The organism is Ruegeria sp. BK1, from assembly GCF_056535645.1.
In genome coordinates this window covers 110931-128082 of sequence record NZ_JBQFIS010000003.1, presented here as the reverse complement: position 1 = coordinate 128082, position 17152 = coordinate 110931, and the positions used below count along the sequence as shown (strand labels likewise).

Annotated in this window: 13 protein-coding genes; all 13 read left to right on the top strand. The window is 57.5% G+C overall.

Translation table 11 applies throughout. The annotated features are described in order from the left end of the window. The first annotated feature begins 388 nt into the window (after positions 1 to 388). The 13 genes from ACR3E7_RS21540 to ACR3E7_RS21480 all read left to right on the top strand — a co-directional run bounded on the left by ACR3E7_RS21540 (position 389) and on the right by ACR3E7_RS21480 (position 17148). Positions 389 to 1669 (top strand): TAXI family TRAP transporter solute-binding subunit, encoded by a 1281-nt coding sequence (locus ACR3E7_RS21540; protein ID WP_480503649.1) that lies wholly within the window; start codon positions 389 to 391, stop codon positions 1667 to 1669. 401 nt (positions 1670 to 2070) lie between these two features. Continuing rightward, the gene (fabI, locus tag ACR3E7_RS21535) at positions 2071 to 2832 is read left to right on the top strand and encodes an enoyl-ACP reductase FabI (protein ID WP_480503651.1); all 762 of its coding nucleotides are present in this window, start codon (positions 2071 to 2073) and stop codon (positions 2830 to 2832) included. A 242-nt stretch (positions 2833 to 3074) separates the two neighbouring features. Then, positions 3075 to 5237: a DUF3141 domain-containing protein gene (locus tag ACR3E7_RS21530; RefSeq protein ID WP_480503652.1), complete on the top strand. Its 2163-nt coding sequence runs from the start codon at positions 3075 to 3077 to the stop codon at positions 5235 to 5237. 189 nt (positions 5238 to 5426) lie between these two features. Continuing rightward, a complete protein-coding gene (locus ACR3E7_RS21525; RefSeq protein WP_480503653.1) occupies positions 5427 to 6788 on the top strand; it encodes a V-type ATP synthase subunit B in 1362 nt (453 codons plus the stop codon). Continuing rightward, positions 6766 to 7371: a V-type ATP synthase subunit D gene (locus ACR3E7_RS21520; protein ID WP_480503654.1), complete on the top strand. Its 606-nt coding sequence runs from the start codon at positions 6766 to 6768 to the stop codon at positions 7369 to 7371. Before ACR3E7_RS21525 ends, ACR3E7_RS21520 begins: the two co-directional genes overlap by 23 nt. After that, positions 7368 to 9164, top strand: coding sequence for a V-type ATP synthase subunit I (locus ACR3E7_RS21515; RefSeq protein ID WP_480503656.1), 1797 nt, complete (start codon positions 7368 to 7370; stop codon positions 9162 to 9164). The genes ACR3E7_RS21520 and ACR3E7_RS21515 overlap by 4 nt, the downstream gene beginning before the upstream one ends. Continuing rightward, a complete protein-coding gene (locus ACR3E7_RS21510; RefSeq protein WP_170352721.1) occupies positions 9161 to 9604 on the top strand; it encodes an ATP synthase subunit C in 444 nt (147 codons plus the stop codon). The genes ACR3E7_RS21515 and ACR3E7_RS21510 overlap by 4 nt, the downstream gene beginning before the upstream one ends. After that, on the top strand, positions 9604 to 10281 hold the full coding sequence (locus tag ACR3E7_RS21505) for a hypothetical protein (RefSeq protein ID WP_480503657.1): 678 nt from the start codon (positions 9604 to 9606) through the stop codon (positions 10279 to 10281). The genes ACR3E7_RS21510 and ACR3E7_RS21505 overlap by 1 nt, the downstream gene beginning before the upstream one ends. A gap of 1 nt (position 10282) precedes the next feature. Further along, complete coding sequence (locus ACR3E7_RS21500) at positions 10283 to 10975, top strand: hypothetical protein (protein WP_480503658.1); 693 nt, start codon at positions 10283 to 10285, stop codon at positions 10973 to 10975. Next, positions 10972 to 12813, top strand: coding sequence for a V-type ATP synthase subunit A (locus tag ACR3E7_RS21495; RefSeq protein ID WP_170789894.1), 1842 nt, complete (start codon positions 10972 to 10974; stop codon positions 12811 to 12813). Before ACR3E7_RS21500 ends, ACR3E7_RS21495 begins: the two co-directional genes overlap by 4 nt. Positions 12814 to 13177: 364 nt before the next feature. Beyond that, on the top strand, positions 13178 to 14584 hold the full coding sequence (locus tag ACR3E7_RS21490; protein WP_170773236.1) for a YfcC family protein: 1407 nt from the start codon (positions 13178 to 13180) through the stop codon (positions 14582 to 14584). A gap of 9 nt (positions 14585 to 14593) precedes the next feature. Beyond that, positions 14594 to 15922: an amino acid permease gene (locus ACR3E7_RS21485; protein ID WP_480503659.1), complete on the top strand. Its 1329-nt coding sequence runs from the start codon at positions 14594 to 14596 to the stop codon at positions 15920 to 15922. Beyond that, positions 15919 to 17148 carry an arginine deiminase gene (locus ACR3E7_RS21480; RefSeq protein WP_170789896.1) on the top strand — a complete coding sequence of 410 codons (1230 nt, stop codon included), beginning with the start codon at positions 15919 to 15921 and terminating at the stop codon, positions 17146 to 17148. The genes ACR3E7_RS21485 and ACR3E7_RS21480 overlap by 4 nt, the downstream gene beginning before the upstream one ends. Positions 17149 to 17152 lie beyond the last annotated feature (4 nt).

The following is a 17152-nucleotide window of genomic DNA, read 5'->3' as shown; positions in this document are numbered from 1 at the left end:
TGGTGGACCCAGTAAGCACAGCGGTCGGTAGGGCAACGGTGCAACATGTAAGGGCAGGGGGGACTGCAGGAGGTGGACACAAGGGGATGTATTGGAGTCAAATCCTTATTTAGTAGGCTTGAATGCCGCTTTGGCTGTCTAGTTCGTGACGAGGATAGATTATGTGCTCAATCATGTAGTGCGCAAAAAGTCTTTATTATGATCATTACAAGACTGGTTGGCTGACGCAAAACACAAACTCGATCAGGAGTATCAGGTGCATACTAATGGGTCTTGACGCTCATAAGAGCTACGAGTGCCAATCGCTGGGATCAGTTTCTCGTTGGCAAAAAGATTGCTATCAAATGAGAACGACTTAACGGTTCCGATCATCCGAATGTGGGAATAAATGCGCTTAGCTCTTTTCATTCTCTTTCCGATTATGTTTGTCGGTTTGGTTGTTTTTCTGATCTTTGGTTTGAAACCGCCCAACAATATTAAGCTGGCTGCTGGCATAAACGGCGGCGGATACTGGCAAGTTGGACAACTCTATAAAGCGGAACTTGCACGTGACGGCATTCAGGTAATTCTGGTTGAAACCGAGGGGTCCGTTGAGAACATTCAAAAACTTGTTTCCGGCGAAGTGGACGCCGCTTTTGTTCAAGGCGGTCTCGAACTACCTCAGGACGAAAACTTACAGTCCCTGGGTGCCATTTTTCTTGAACCCATGGTGGTGTTCCGTGGAACGTCTAGTTCAGTTGGGGCCAATGCAGGCGAATGGGGAGACATACGTTTAGCAGCAGGAACCAAGGCGTCTGGTACTCGCGCCGCTGCTTTATCGCTAATTGAGGCCGCAGGTTTGCAAAATGTCGGCATAACCCTAGTCGATGCCGGGGGAAACGATGCAATAGAGGCGTTGTATTCCAACGATGCGGATGCAGCGTTGTTTGTCGCACCCCTCGATGCGCCTTATCTTATGGACGCAATTTTTGATCCAGAAATCGTTTTCGTTCCCATGGCTTTGGTCGATGCTCTGGCATTGAAACTTTCAGGCGCAAATTCGGTAACTGTACCGGCAGGATCAATCACACTGGACCCTCCGAGGCCGCCGGAGGATGTCAAAATCTTAGCGTTGAGGGCTTCACTTATCGCCGCTTCCGATCTTCATCCTGCAGTAACCGATAGGTTGGTGAATGCAGCGAAGAACATTCATAGCGAAGCCACTATTTTGCAAAGTGCGCGCGAGTATCCAAACACAGCTTCACCGCCTGTGCCACTAAACAAAATTGCGACAGAACTCATAAATTCTGGGCCAAACTTTTTGCATGGCGTCTTGCCATATTGGATCGCAGCGCAATTTGGCAGTGTATTGCTGTTGTTATTGCCTTTGTTGTTCTTAGTTCCTTTTCTGCGGATCGTCCCGTCTGGCTACGTTTGGTTTCAAAAGCGTAGGGTCTGGCGTTTTTACCAGCGCATCGCTGCGCTTGAGGAAGAACTCAGCAAGGCACAGACTTTGGCTGGGGTGGAAGAAGTCGCCAATAAATTCGAAGAAGTGGACACCGCACTTGCAAATCTGAACCTGCCGCTCGCATATCGCCAAGGCGCATATGATGCACGTTTGCACATAGACCTAATTCGACAGGAGATTGCGCGCCGTCGAAACGCGAAATTGATGGGCCCTCAGCAATAGCAGGCAATGCGCTAAAATTTCTTTTTGATTTGAGCTTTCGATACGGTCTTGCGCTTTAGTTAGTGCGGATATGGTTGCTTTGGGCTCACAGCTAGTACCCGAGCAAACGCGGCAATCCAGGAAAACCCCTTCGCACTCCGCTGAGGTACAGAGCCGAAGTTTAGAGCGTCGTTTCCGTTTGATTTCATCTCAACACTCGTGGCCGGACAAGGCAGGGGCGTATACTATCGTCTACTGCGCGAATTGCTGAAACGGAAAAAGCCCGGACATAATTCGCCCGTTTTTGAGCAAACTGGTGCGTGTTCATCGTTCTGTGACGCAGCGTAGGCAGAATTGCACCGCAATCGTCTTTCCCGAATCGAGGAAAAGGCGCTATGCTGCACTGCAGAAAAAGGCATGCTATGTTTCGATTGGACGGATACAAAGCAGTTGTTATCGGTGTCGCAAACGATCAGTCGATTGCGTGGGGATGCGCGCGTGCGCTTCATGCACAATGCGCAGATATCTCGCTGACTTATGTAAACGAAAAGGCCAAACCATACGTCGTCCCGCTGGCTGAAGAGGTTGATGCAAAAATCTGTCTGCCGCTGGATGTGCGGGATGCAGACCAGACAAACGCCTTGTTTGATGCAATTCGGGCGCAATGGGGCCGGATTGACACTCTTGTGCATTCTATTGCCTTTGCGCCACGCGATGATCTGCACGGAAGGGTTATCGATACCTCGGCCGAAGGGTTTGGGGTGGCCATGGATATTTCTGTTCATTCGTTTCTGCGCATGATCCGCATGGCCGAACCGCTGATGGCGCGTGGCGGAACATGTATGACGGTCTCGTTTCTTGGGGCGACTCGGGTTGTTGAAAACTACAATATCATGGGGCCGGTGAAGGCCGCTTTGGAAGCCTCGGTGCGCTATGCCGCTGCAGAACTGGGGACCAAAGGCATTTCGGTGCACGCTCTGTCGCCTGGCCCTCTGAAAACCCGCGCGGCCACCGGGCTGTCCGATTTTGATGCACTGCTGAGCGCCGCTGCCGAGCGTGCACCCACCCATCAGTTGGCGACCATCGAAGATGTCGGTGCCTATGCCGCGTTTCTTGCAAGCCGCGAGGCGTTCAACGTGACTGGCGGCGTACACCCCATCGACGGTGGGTACAGCATCGTCTGAGGAAGGATTGACCTATGGCCCGGAATTCAATTGCGAAAGAAAATGCGTCGCACCCTTCAACCGGTGAAAAAACCACAGCGACCGTAAACAGCAACGTGCTTGATGCGATTTCTGGTGTGCTTGATCAATCTGGTATGCAGTACCAAATTTTGTCGCAAGCCGCTACTAATCAGGCACAGAAAATAACTGAGCACCATTCAAACCGGTCTACGAAATGGTCAAACGAACTGCGAGATCTTGCGGTGCAATTCGCGCAGACGAAATCCGTAGGTTCGGCATGGACGGACTATATCAAGGATGCAGGTCAGCGCGTCGCCCTGACGATAGACGTCTTGCGCGAGCGCGGAGACGTTTTCCTCGAACATGAAGCGGCCGGTTGCCCGCCAGTGCTTGTCTATGACTACGAAGTGATGGTTGACGGGAGGGAGCTCGACCGGCCCTGCAACTATCAGCTTTTGCGCATTGTTCCCCCGCAAGGGATCAACGTAGACGATCACAAACGCCCCTACATCATTATTGATCCTCGTGCTGGACATGGCGGTGGTATTGGTGGGTTCAAGTCCGACAGCCAGGTCGGCGTGGCGCTGGCGAAGGGCCACCCGGTATACTTTGTGAGTTTTGGCCGTGACCCGGTCGAAGGACAGACACTGGCGGATGTGATGCATGCCGAAGCTGGATTTGTTCGCACCGTCAGCGCGCGTCACCCAAAAAGCCCGCAACCTGTTGTGACAGGAAACTGCCAGGGCGGCTGGGCGACCTTGCTGATGGCGGCCTGCAACCCCGATCTGACCGGGCCTCTGGTGCTCAATGGTGCGCCGGTCGCACCTTGGTCGGGTGAAGTTGGTGAAAATCCAATGCGCTACAATGGTGGGATGCTTGGCGGTACATGGCAGCCGATGCTCTGGTCAGATTTGGGGAACGGCAAATTTGACGGTGCCAATCTGGTGATGAATTTCGAGCAGCTAAATCCCAGCCGCAACTACTTTGGCAAGTATTTCGACCTGTACCGCGATCCCGAAGCTGGCCGTCAGCGTTTCATCGATTTTGAGCGTTGGTGGGGCGGTTTCTTTCTTCTGAACGAGGCCGAAATTCGATGGATTGTCGAACAACTGTTCGTTGGAAACCGGCTCGTCAAGAATACCGCACAACTGGAACCCGGAGTTCCTGTAGATCTCAAGGCGATCAAAGCGCCGATTTTTGTCTTTGCAAGTCATGGCGACAATATCACGCCGCCGCAACAGGCTTTGAACTGGATCGCTGAAACGTATGCGGACGAAGAAGAGATACGAGTACGCGGCCAGCGCATTATTTACATGCTTCATGATGAAGTGGGGCATCTGGGCATTTTTGTTTCCTCCAAGATTGCGCGCAAAGAGCACACAGGCCTTGCCTCTACACTTGAAACAGTCGAGGCAATGGCACCCGGTCTTTATGAAATGGTCATTGATAACATCGAAGGGGACGGGGTCGAAAAATCCTTCGAAGTTCGGTTCGTCGATCGAACGCTTTCAGATGTCGCTGCATTGGATGACGGTCGCCAGGATGAAACCAGCTTTGCCGCCGTGGCGCATATGTCGGAAGTGCAAGCGGGTGCCTATGAAACCTTTGGTCGCCCAGTCGTGCAAACAATGTCGACACCGGTGACAGCGCAGGCTTTGCGCGATGCGCATCCGCTGCGCGTACAGCGTTCTTCGATGTCTTCGAACACAGTTATGGGGAAAGGGATCGAGAAACTGGCGCAGGACGCCAGAGCGCAGCGCGCGCCAGCCGATGCTGACAACCTGTTTCTAAAATGGGAAAAACTCACCGGTGAATGGATCGAGCAATCGATGGATTTGGGCCGTGATTTGCGCGACGCATGGTATGAGGCAACCTTCTTCGCCACTTGGGGCGGGCCGTTCGCAACTTGGTTCGGGCAAGAGTATTCCAAGCGCCGAACCCTGCCAGACCCAGCGTCTTTGCGCAATTTGCCAGAGGTCAACACGGTGCTTGCGCATATGCGGCAAGGAGGTCTGCCCGAGGCGGTCATTCGAATGCTGATCTTATTGGCCGACAGTCACAAAGGCTTTCGCGCTGAGATTCTGCACCGCTGGGCGCATATCTTTCGGCACGAAGCGCCGTTCAAATCCATTTCGGTTGTAGAACGTCAACGTATGTTGCACGAGCAGACTCTGGTCGCCACTTTCGATCCGAAGGGTGCAGTCGAGACGTTGCCTTATCTGTTGCCTGACGAGGAGCAGCGCACTGAAGCCGTTGATCTGGTCAAACGCATCATAGGGGAAGTCAAAACACCTTCCAAAGAACTTGAAGAGATGGCCAACTTGCTTGTGCGCGTTTTGGACTATCGTCCCGATGCTGAAACGGGGCCAAAGGCGGCGTCGCAGACGTCAATGGCAAAGTCTTGAAATCGAATGGCGACACAAAATCCAGTCAGAATTGAACTGATTCCATTGCTTTAGGCCTGCAATCTCTATTAGCTTGGAGGCAACCGGATTTACCAAATCAATATTAAACCCTCCGAGCGCACTGGTTCGGTGGGCAGTTTTAAGGTGGAAAGAAAAATAAACTCTTAATCATGCGACTTAGGGTAGGCGATGTCTCAGAGTCTCTTAAAATATACTCGTGTTCTGGAAATCGTTGGGGATACGATCAAAGTTAGGGTTCCGTTGGACGGATCGGCTGAAGCAACCGTTAGGTTCAACGATCTGGCAGTGATCGAAACCATCGACGGACACAAAACGCTGGCGCAGGCGATTTTCATCGACCGGGATGTGGTGACGCTGCAGGTGTTCTCGGGCACCAAGGGTATCTCGACCGAGGCGACAGCCACTTTTCTGGGTCATCCTATGCAGACGCCCTATTCGGCCAATATTCTTGGCCGCGTCTTTGACGGGGCAGGGGTGGCAATCGACGGTGGGCCGGATCTGTCATCCGAGCCGCGGATCGAGATTGGCGGGCCGACCGTAAACCCTTCGGAACGTGCAGTGCCCAACAAGATGATCCGCACGGACGTGCCGATGATCGACGTGTTCAATACTCTGGTCGAAAGCCAGAAAATCCCGATCTTTTCGGTCTCGGGCGAACCGTTCAATGCCTTTCTCAGCCGGATCGGCATTCAGGCGGATGCGGATATCGTAGTCTTTGGCGGGCTGGGGCTGATCTTTGACGACTATCACACGTTCCGGACTTCGTTCGAGGATGCGGGCGTGTTCTCGCGAACGGTGATGTTCGTCAATCAGGCTATGGACCCGCTGGTTGAACGGCTGCTGGTGCCCGATATGGCGCTGGCGGTGGCCGAGAAATTCGCGGTCGAGGAAGGTAAGCGGGTATTGGTGCTACTGACCGACATGACCGCCTATGCCGACGCGATGAAAGAAGTGGGGATCAGTCAGGAACGCGTGCCCTCGCAGCGCGGCTATATGGGCGATCTCTATTCCCAACTGGCGCGGCGGTACGAGAAGGCATGTGACTATGCCAAAGGCGGTTCGGTCACTGTACTGACTGTCACGACGATGCCCGGCAATGATGTGACCCATCCGGTGCCGGACAACACGGGCTATATCACCGAGGGGCAGTTTTACCTGCACTCGGGGGTGATTGATCCGTTTGGCAGCCTGTCACGCCTCAAGCAGAACGTGATCGGAAAAACCACGCGTGAAGATCACGGGCAGATCATGAACACGATGATCCGGTTTTACTCCGAAAGCCGCGATGCAGCGCAGAAACAGGCGATGGCCTTTGATCTGTCGGATTACGATCATCAGTTGCTGAAATTCGGCGCGCTGTTCCGGGCGCGGTTTATGGATATCAACGTCTCGATCCCGCTTGAGGACGCGCTGGATCTGGGGTGGAAGACGCTGGCCGAATGTTTCCAGCCTGAACAGTTGCTGATGAAGCAGGCTTTGGTCGACAAGTATTTCCCAAAGGATACCGATGGCGCGGTTGCAGCTGAATAAATCGTCGCTGGCCCGCCAGCAGACCCAGCTAAAAAGCTATGAGCGGTTCCTGCCGTCGCTGGACCTCAAGCGCCAGCAGTTGATGGCGGAACGTGCCAAAGCCCGCGAGGATGTGCAGCGGCTGCAGCAAGAGGTTCATGATCTGGCGCGGCAGGTCGGGGAAAAACTGCCGATGCTGGCGCAGCAGGGGGTCGATCTTGACGGGTTGGTCGAGTTGAAGGATTACAAGTTGAAAGAGGTCAACGTGGTCGGCGTCAAGATGCCCGATCTGGACCGGATCGAAGTTGCTGTACGGCCTTATTCGTTGCTGGCCAAACCACATTGGGTCGATGCCGCCGCCAACCTGTTGCATGACATGATCGAGGCGCGGTTGCGCGTCAAAGTCGCCGAGGAACGGGTGCGTATTTTCGACAAGGCCGTGGCCACGATCACCCAACGCGTCAACCTGTTCGAAAAGGTTCTGATCCCGCGCGCCAAGGCCAATATCAAGAAGATCCGCATCTATCTGAGCGATGAACAGATGCAATCGGTTGTGCGCTCGAAAATCTCCAAACGCAAACATGCGCAGGAGGCGCTGACATGAGCGTCGCGCGGCTGAAGAAACTGTCCCTCGTCGGACCCGCCGCGCATAAGGGCGACACGTTAGAGGCGCTGCAAGGGCTGGGCTGTATGCATGTACTGCCGCTGGCGCCTCCACCCGCCGAGCCGGAAAAGATCAGCGAACGGGGTGCGCATGATGCCTATAAGGCGCTGCGCTTTTTGACCGACGTGGCCGACCCGCGCCGCCAGATACAGCGCGATCCGGCCTTCGACATGGACCAGTTCGTGCGCGACGTGCTGGACCTGATGCAACGCAGCCGCGCGGCGACGGATCGGCGGGATTTTCTGGCGCACCGGATCGCGCAGGTGCGCCCGTGGGGTGATCTGGATTTTCCACCCAATGATGTGCTGGCGGGCAATCGGCTGTGGTTCTACCAACTGCCGGTGAAACACCGCGAGGCGTTGTCCGAGGTCAAACTGCCCTGGGCCATTCTGGAACAGGATCACCGCTATATTTACGCGGTGCTGATCGCGCCCGAGGATCCGGGTGATGATATTCTGCCAGTGCCGCGCACTCATACCGGGTCGCTGCCGATCCATGAGCTTGAGGCGCAGCTGGAAGAGGCCGAGATCGCCATTGAGGCGCTTGAGGCGGAACGCATCGCCCAGACCCGTTACCTGACCCTGATGCGCCGAAACCTGTCGGCGGCGGAAAGCGCGGCGGAACTGGCCCACGCCACACAGAAGGTCCGCGACGAGGGCGCGATGTTTGCCCTGCAGGGCTGGGTGCCTGAAGATCGTGTGGATGCGGTGCTGGAGATGGCGCAGGCGCGAGACGCCGCTGTTCTGATCGAGGAACCGGGGCCGGATGATGCCCCTCCGACGTTACTGGAGCAGCCTGAAAACCGCAGCGCGGCGGTCGATCTGGCGCTGTTTTATCAAATACCGGGCTACAAGGATTGGGACCCCAGCATCATAGTTGCGGCCTCATTTGCGATTTTCTTTGCGATGATCGTGGCGGATGCGGGCTATGGCGCGGTGATCCTGCTGGGCCTGCTGGCCTTCTGGAGGAAGATGGACAAGACCCCGGCGCAGCGGTCGTGGCGGCTCTATGGTGTGATCATCGCGGGTGCGACGGTGATTTATGGGGTCATGGTCGGCAGCTATTTCGGCGCGTCCCCCTCGGAGGGGTCGATCTGGGCGCGGCTCAAGATATTGGATCTGAACAACTTCAACGCGATGATGATGATCTCGATCGTGGTGGGGGTGTTCCATCTGGTGCTGGCCAACGCACTGGCCGCACGCGCGGCGTGGGGACGTCGCAGAGCTTTTGCCAATCTGGGCTGGATCGGAGTGCTGATCGGCGGATTTGTCCTGTGGCTGGCCTACATGAACGAAGGCCCGACCCTGCCCGGAGCGGTCCTGATGGTTGCAGGCTTTGGGGCGATCCTGCTGTTCACCAGCGAGCGACAGATCACCAAACCAACCGACTGGCTGTGGCGTCTGATCGAAGGGCTGCAGGGGCTGGCGGGTGCGATGGGGGCGTTTGGCGACGTTCTGAGTTACATGCGCCTGTTTGCGCTGGGGCTGGCCTCGGCCTCGCTGGCGATCACGTTCAACGATCTGGCCGTATCAGTGATGCAGGCGCTGAAAGGGCCGGGCATTCTGTTCGGGCTGCTGATCCTGATCGCCGGGCATCTCCTCAATTTCGCCCTCGCGATGATGAGTGGCGTCGTCCACGGGTTACGTCTGAATTACATCGAATTCTTTAAATGGGGTCTGCCGGATGAAGGCATCGTCTTTCGCCCGTTCGCCCGCAAGGAGGTTCAGGAATGAATGAGCTTGTATTGACATTGGGTTGGCTGGGAATCTACGCGCCCATGGCTTTGGGTGCGGCGTCCAGCGCCATTGGTTGTGCCATCGCGGGCCAGGCCAGCATCGGCGCGATGACCGAGACCGAGGGCGGCTATGGCCGGTTCATCGGTGTCTCGGCCTTTCCGTCGACCATGGTGATCTATGGCATCGTGATCATGTTTACGCTGAACCGCGATGTGACGCCGGAAAACGCGGGCGGGCTGTTCGGCATCGGCATCCTGTCGGGGATTGCGCTGATGTATTGCGGCATCTGGCAGGGCCGCGCCTGTGCGGCGGCGATCAATGCCACGAAGGAGAAACCTGAGATCTTCGGCCTGTCGCTGGCCCCTGCGGCGATCATAGAAGGCTTTGGCGTTTTTGCCTTTGTCTTTGCCTTGGTCATTAGCGCGGGGATCAGCTGATGGCACAGGACGGAATGATCTCGCACGGGGTCGATGCGCTGATCGACAAGCTGCGCAGCGACGGTGTCGCGGCGGGGCAGGCGGATGCGGAAAAGTTGCGTTCTGAAGCCAAGGCCGAGGCGGCGAAGATTCTCGCCGCTGCCAAGCGCGAAGCGGATGAGTATCAGAAAAAGGCGCGCACCGAATCCGACAATTACCGCGCCGCCGGGGAAGAGGCGTTGAACACCGCCATGCGCGATGCGGTGCTGACGATGAAAGCCGGTCTCACTGATCGGTTCCGCGAAGATGTCGAACGCCTTGTCACCAAGGAAATGGCTGATCCCGAGATGCTGAAACAGATGATCCTTGAGGTCGTCGGGCGCGCTGCAGACGGGGCCAAACTGGACGGTAAGGTGCAGGTGATCCTGCCTGCTAAGGTGGCCACGCAAGAGGATATCAAGCAGAACGCTGACGATATCCAGTCGGGCAAGCTGACGAAATACGTGCTGGGCCTGACCGCCGACATGCTACGCGAACAGGTGGAACTGCACGCTGCAGACAGCACGCAGGATGGCATCCGGGTGCGGGCCGAGGATCAGGGCGTGGTGCTGGACCTGACGGACAAGGCTGTTGCCTCTTTGCTGATGGAGCATCTTCAGCCCCGGTTCCGTGCCGTGCTGGAAGGGGTGATCCGCTGACATGTCGGACCCCGACGCCTATATCGCGCTAATCAGCAGCCTCCCGGGCTCGGAGCGGTTGTTCGTCGCCAAGCAGCCCCCGATCTCGCGCCTTCGCCTGGACCGTCGGTTGCGCGCGCTGGCGCGTGAGGATGCGCAGGTGCTGCGGGTGTTGGAGCACGCTCTGAATTGGGGTGACTACGATATGGACGTGACAGACGTGCAGGCCGTCGAACGGTGCAAGGCCGCGCTGGCTGATATCCCGCAGCCGACCCTACAGAAGCTGTTTCTGGAGCGGATGGACTTGCGTACCGCCGTAGCCGCTTTGCGCCTGCGCAAACAGGGCGGAAGCCCGCCTACCGGAACCTTCGGCATGGGCCGCTGGGCCCGCCACATCCCGGCCAACTGGAGCGATCCGACCTTCAAGCTTGAGACCTCGATGCCGTGGCTCAAGGAAGCGCAGCAACTGCTGGAGGCCGAGGACCCGCTGGGTCTGGAGCGGCTTCTGCTGTCGGTTAGCCATAAACAGCTGAAACGCCACGCCGCCCGCCATCTGTTCGATTTCGAGGCCGTAGCGATTTACGTTCTGATCTGGAATATTTTCAACCGCTGGGCGCAAAGCAATGCGCAGGATGCGGCAACGCGATTTGAAAAACTGGCGCAACAGGCAATGGCCGACGTCGCCGATATCGACTTTGAGGGAGCCTACGCATGACCGCCGCAACCCCCGTCACGCAAACCGCCACTGCCCGCGTTGTCTCGGTGCAAGAGGGGCTGGTGCAAATTCAGGCCAACGCAGATGCCTCGGGCGCGCCGGGGCAATTGGTCAAGAACGAGGTGGTCTTCATCCTGCCCACGCGCCCAGGCCCCGGTGGTCGTCAGGAACGTCTCAAGGCCGAAGTGCTGCGCGTGCGCGGGGATACAGCGGATGTGCAGGTCTATGAAAGCACCGACGGCGTGGCCGTGGGCGACCCGGTGGAGCAATCTGGCCAGTTGTTATCGGTCGAACTGGGTCCGGGTCTGCTGGGTCAGGTGTTTGACGGGCTGCAATCGCCCTTGCCCAAGGTCGCCGCTGAGTTTGGCACTTTCCTGCCGCGCGGCGCGGACGTGGCCCCGCTGGATACGCTGGCGAAATGGTCGTTTACACCTTCGGTAAAGGTGGGCGACACGGTGACAGCGGGCGACAGCATCGGTACGGTGCCCGAGGGGCGGTTCGAGCATAAGATCATGCTGCCGTTTAACTGGGTTGGCGATTACAAGGTCGTCTGGGTCCAGAAAGGGGCTGCCATGATCCACGACATCGTGGCCCGGCTTGAGGATGCGCAGGGCGGCGAACACACGCTGACCCTGTCACAGAAATGGCCCGTCCGGAGGGCGTTGCCGGAAAACATCCTGAAGCGCGCCTTGTCTGAACGTCTTTACCCGACCGAGCCGGTTCTGACCTCGCAACGCCTGATCGACACGTTCTTCCCTATCGCGCGCGGCGGGACGGCCTGTATTCCCGGCCCGTTCGGTGCAGGCAAGACCGTGCTGCAGAACCTGATCGCACGGAATTCCAAGGTCGATATCGTGATCGTTGTCGCCTGCGGCGAGCGCGCGGGCGAGGTGGTGGAAACTATCGCGGAATTCCCCAAGATGACCGACCCGACCTCGGGCGGCAGCCTGATGGACCGGACAATCATCATCTGTAACACCTCGTCCATGCCGGTCGCTGCGCGCGAGGCGTCGATCTTTACAGGCATCACACTGGGCGAATATTACCGCCAGATGGGCTATGACGTGCTGCTGATTGCCGACAGCACCAGCCGCTGGGCGCAGGCCATGCGCGAGACTTCGGGCAAGCTTGAGGAAATTCCGGGTGAGGAGGGCTTCCCGGCCTACCTGGAAAGCTCGATCAAGGGTCTGTACGAGCGCGCAGGCGCGATGAAGACCAATGACGGCGCGTTGGGCAGCCTGACCCTGATCGGCACGGTCTCACCCGCCGGGGGCAATTTTGACGAGCCGGTCACGCAGTCGACCCTGTCTACGGTCAAGTGTTTCCTCGGCCTGTCGTCCGAGCGCGCTTACAAGCGGTTTTACCCGGCGGTGGACCCGATGCTCAGCTGGTCACGATATCTGGATCAGCTGTCCGACTGGTATGACAAGAATGCCGAAGCTGGCTGGACCGGCAAGGTCCGCGATCTGCTGGCGCTTATCGAAAAGGGCGAACAGGTCGATCAAATGATGCAGGTGACGGGCGAAGAGGGCGTCACGATCGAGGACTTTGTCACCCAGCAAAAAGCACTGTTTGTGGACATGGTTTATCTGCAGCAGGACGCCTTTGATCAGGTGGACGCAACCGTCCCGCTGGAGCGGCAGAAGATGACCTTCAAGCTGGTCTATGGCGTGACCCAATCCACCGCCGATTTCGCCGATAAAGCCGAAGTACGTCAGGTGTTTACGCAGCTGACAGGCTTGATGAAGAACTTCCACTACGCGGCCGAAAATACACCTGAATTCAAATCAACTTGGGCACAGATTGAAAGCCTGTGCCGGGAAAAGTTCGAAGTGTGACACGCCAAAAGCCGGCCCCTTAGACAGCTACTATTGTGAGCGAGCCGGGGGCCGATGCGACCGTCAACGCAGCTGAGGTCGACGCGCGTGTCGATCTGTCATCGGGAACGTTCGATCCGGACAACGTGAACAGCTAGCCCGCAAAAAACGGCTTTTGTCTGCCCATGCAAAATTCCGAGGGCTAAATTTCACAAATCAGTTACATCTTTTTGGGTTTAAAATGATCCAAGTCAAAGTCCTGTTTGATTTTGCTTTGCACATTTCACGCAACAGCTTGCAACGAACCTGGCCGGACTGAACGGAAGATCATCGGGCACGCAGGCAGCTTAGCTTTCATTCTCGGTATTTTCAGAGGATCGTTCAAATGAAGTTCAAGTTCCCTACTGCATACACCATTCTCTTTGCTTTGATCGCAGTGGTTGCGATCGCCACTTGGTTCGTGCCCGCCGGTCAGTATGACCGAGTCGCAAATGAACAGCTGGGCAAGGATGTCCCGGTTCCAGGCAGCTATCAGGTAGTTGACCCGCAGCCGCAGGGCTTTTTCGACGTGGTTCTGGCACCGATTGCGGGGTTCTACAATCCCGCCACCTATGAGGCTCAGGCCATCGACGTTGCGCTGTTTGTTCTTGTGATTGGAGGCTTTCTGGGGATCGTGGCCCATACCGGAGCCATTGACGCAGGCATCGCCAAAGCGATGGCAAGGATGGAGGGGCATGAAAAGTGGATGATCCCCATCCTGATGGCGTTGTTTGCTGCAGGCGGCACCATCTATGGCATGGCTGAGGAGTCGCTGGCCTTCTACACCCTGATCATTCCGGTGATGATTGCGGCGGGTTATGACGCCGCAGTAGGTGTGGCGATCATCATGCTGGGCGCGGGCGTGGGTACGCTGGGGTCCACCATCAACCCCTTTGCCACCGTGATCGCTTCGGACGCGGCGGGGGTGCCGTTCACCAATGGGATCATGCTGCGCTTTGGACTGCTTGCGGTCTGCTGGCTGGCCTGTGTCGCGTTTGTCATGCGCTACGCGGCGCGGGTCAAAGCCGACCCTCAGCTGTCGATCGTCGCCGACAAACGCGAAAGCAATGAAACACATTTCCTCAAAGGCAAACGCGAGGGCGATGCGCCTGTCACCTTTACGGGCACCCATGGTGTAATCCTTGTGATCTTTGCAGCCAGCTTCGGCGTGATGATCTGGGGCGTATCCGTCGGAGGTTGGTGGATGGCCGAGATGTCGGGCCTGTTTCTTGTGGCCGCCATCGTCGTCGGGCTGATCGCACGGATGGGAGAAGAAGAGTTCACTTCGACTTTCGTGGATGGCGCGCGTGATCTGTTGGGCGTGGCGCTGGTGATCGGGATTGCACGTGGCATCGTTATCGTGATGGATGCTGGCAGTATAACCGACACGATCCTGTATTGGGCCGAGGGTGCAGTGAACGGGTTGGGTCAGGTGGCTTTCATCAATACCATGTTCGGGCTGCAGGGGCTGTTGTCTTTCTTGGTGCCGTCCTCATCGGGTCTGGCGGTTCTGACCATGCCGATCATGGCGCCACTGGCGGATTTTTCGAACGTGGACCGTTCTTTGGTCGTCACGGCCTATCAGTCCGCTAGCGGTCTGGTGAACCTGATCACGCCGACCTCGGCTGTGGTGATGGGTGGCTTGGCGTTGGGACGTGTGCCCTATGAACGGTGGTTGAAATTCACCCTTCCGCTGCTGGGTGTACTGATCGTGATCATCATGGTCGGTCTCAGCCTGTCGGCAATTGCGTAAGGCTGTCCGATGACCTCTTCTGATACCCCACACGCTCTTGGGTTTTGGATGTGTACCGCCTTGGTGGTGGGCAATATGATCGGGTCGGGAATTTTCCTGCTGCCGTCGTCTCTTGCAGCGTTTGGGCCGATCTCGATGGCGGGATGGGTTCTGACCGCCGGAGGAGCCATCGTCCTAGCGCTGATCTTCGGACGGCTGGCGCGCCTGTCTTCTGATACCGGTGGGCCATATGCCTATGCCCGCGAAGGCTTTGGGGATTTTGCAGGGTTCATCATCGCGTGGGGCTATTGGATCGCCCTTTGGTCGGGAAATGCCGCCGTGGCCGTGGCCTTTGCTGGATATCTCAGCGTTATGGTCCCTGCCGTGGGCCAAAGCGCATTGGCCGGGTTGGCCGCGGCACTGGGGTCGATGTGGTTGCTGACTTGGATCAACGTGCGCGGCGTGCGTGAAGCGGGGATCATTCAGGTCGTGACCACCGTGATGAAACTGGCTCCGCTGCTGGTGCTGATCGTTTTGGGCTTTGCATATGTAGACAGCGCTAATTTCAAACCGGTGAATGTCAGCGGAATGTCCAACATCTCGGCGATTTCAACTTGTGCTGCGCTGACACTGTGGGCCTTTGTGGGGCTGGAATCGGCGACCGTCCCGGCAGGTGAGGTCAAAGATCCCAAGCGCACCATTCCCCGCGCCACGATCCTTGGCACATGCGTGGCGGCTTTGATCTATATCGCGACAACCTATGTGGCGCTCGGTGTCGTGTCCTCGTCACTTTTGGCGGGAAGCAATGCGCCGCTTGCCGATGTCGCCACGGTCATGTGGGGCTTCGGTGGCGCTGTCTTTATCGCCATCGGGGCCTGTATCTCAACCTTTGGGACGCTGAACGGTTTTGTTCTTCTGACTGGGCAGGTGCCCCTAGGCGCGGCCCGCGACGGGTTGTTCCCGGCCTATTTCGCGCGCCTGTCCCGCTCAGGTACACCGGCCTTTGGGTTGATCGTGTCCAGCCTTCTGGCCAGTGCCCTCATTGCCATGAATTACACACGGTCGCTGGCCGAGCAGTTCGAATTCATCATCCTGCTGGCCACGCTGTCGACCCTGATCCCCTATCTGCTATGTGCCATGGCCGAGATCATGATCCGTGCGCGTCGGGGCGATCACATCCGGCTGTCACCCAACATCCTTATCCTTGCCACGTTGGGCTTTGCCTACGCGCTCTGGGCGATCTACGGCGCGGGTGAGGATGTGGTTTTCTGGGGCGTTCTGCTGCTTTTGGCAGGTCTGCCCATCCATGTCTGGCTGCGCTGGCAGTCCGGCAAAGCAACACCGAAGGAGACATCATGACTGGATTTGGAGCCCATTCCGAGATTGGCAAACTTCGCAAGGTGATGGTGTGCGAACCGGGCCTTGCCCATTCCCGCCTGACCCCGGGCAACGCAGCCGAGCTTTTGTATGATGACGTTCTATGGGTGCACAAAGCCCGTGCCGATCACGCTGATTTCCGCATGAAAATGGAAGAGCGCGGGGTCGAAGTGCTGGAATTCCACGCTTTGCTAGAGACGACACTCAAGGACAAAGATGCCCGCAACTGGGTGCTGGAACGGCGGATCACGGAAAATCAGGTTGGCGTCGGCATGCTGACTGAGTTGCGCGGATGGCTTGATGAAATGCCGGCCAAAGAACTGGCCAGGTACCTGATCGGCGGCATCGCGGTCGAGGATATGCCCTTCAAGCCCTCGGGCATGTTCGGCAGCTACCTTGGCCCTCTGGGATTTGTGATCCCCCCAATCCCCAACACGCAGTTCACCCGCGACAACAGCTGCTGGATCTACGGCGGTGTGACGGTGAACCCGATGTATTGGCCCGCGCGGCGGCCTGAAACGCTGCTGGTCACCGCGATTTACAAGTTCCACCCTGATTTCAAGAACGGGGATTTCGAAATCTGGTGGGGCGACCCCGACGAAGATCATGGCGCGGCCACGGTCGAGGGCGGCGATGTCATGCCCTGGGGCAATGGCAGCGTGTTGATCGGTATGGGCGAACGCACCAGCCCGCAGGCGGTGGGTCAGGTGGCACGCGCGCTGTTCGCCAAGGGAGCGGCGGAACGGGTTGTGGCCTGCCAGATGCCACGCAGCCGGGCGGCCATGCATCTGGATACGGTGTTTAGCCATTGCGACCGCGAAACCGCGACCGCTTTTGTGGATGTCTGTAACGAGATCCAGTGTATCAGCCTGCATCCGGGCAACAAAGAGGGCTCGATCGAGTTCCGGCGTGAGGACAAACACCTGTTTGATGTCGCGGCAGAGTGCCTTGGCATCAAATCGCTAAACATCGTGCAGACCGGTGGTGATGCGTTCAATCAGGAGCGCGAGCAATGGGACGATGGCAACAACGTGGTCGCGCTAGAGCCCGGCGTGGTCGTGGCCTATGACCGCAACACCTATACCAACACGCTGCTGCGTAAGGCGGGTGTCGAGGTGATCACCATTTCCGGGTCCGAACTGGGCCGTGGACGTGGCGGAGGGCATTGCATGACCTGCCCGATCTGGCGCGACCCCGTAGATTATTGAGACT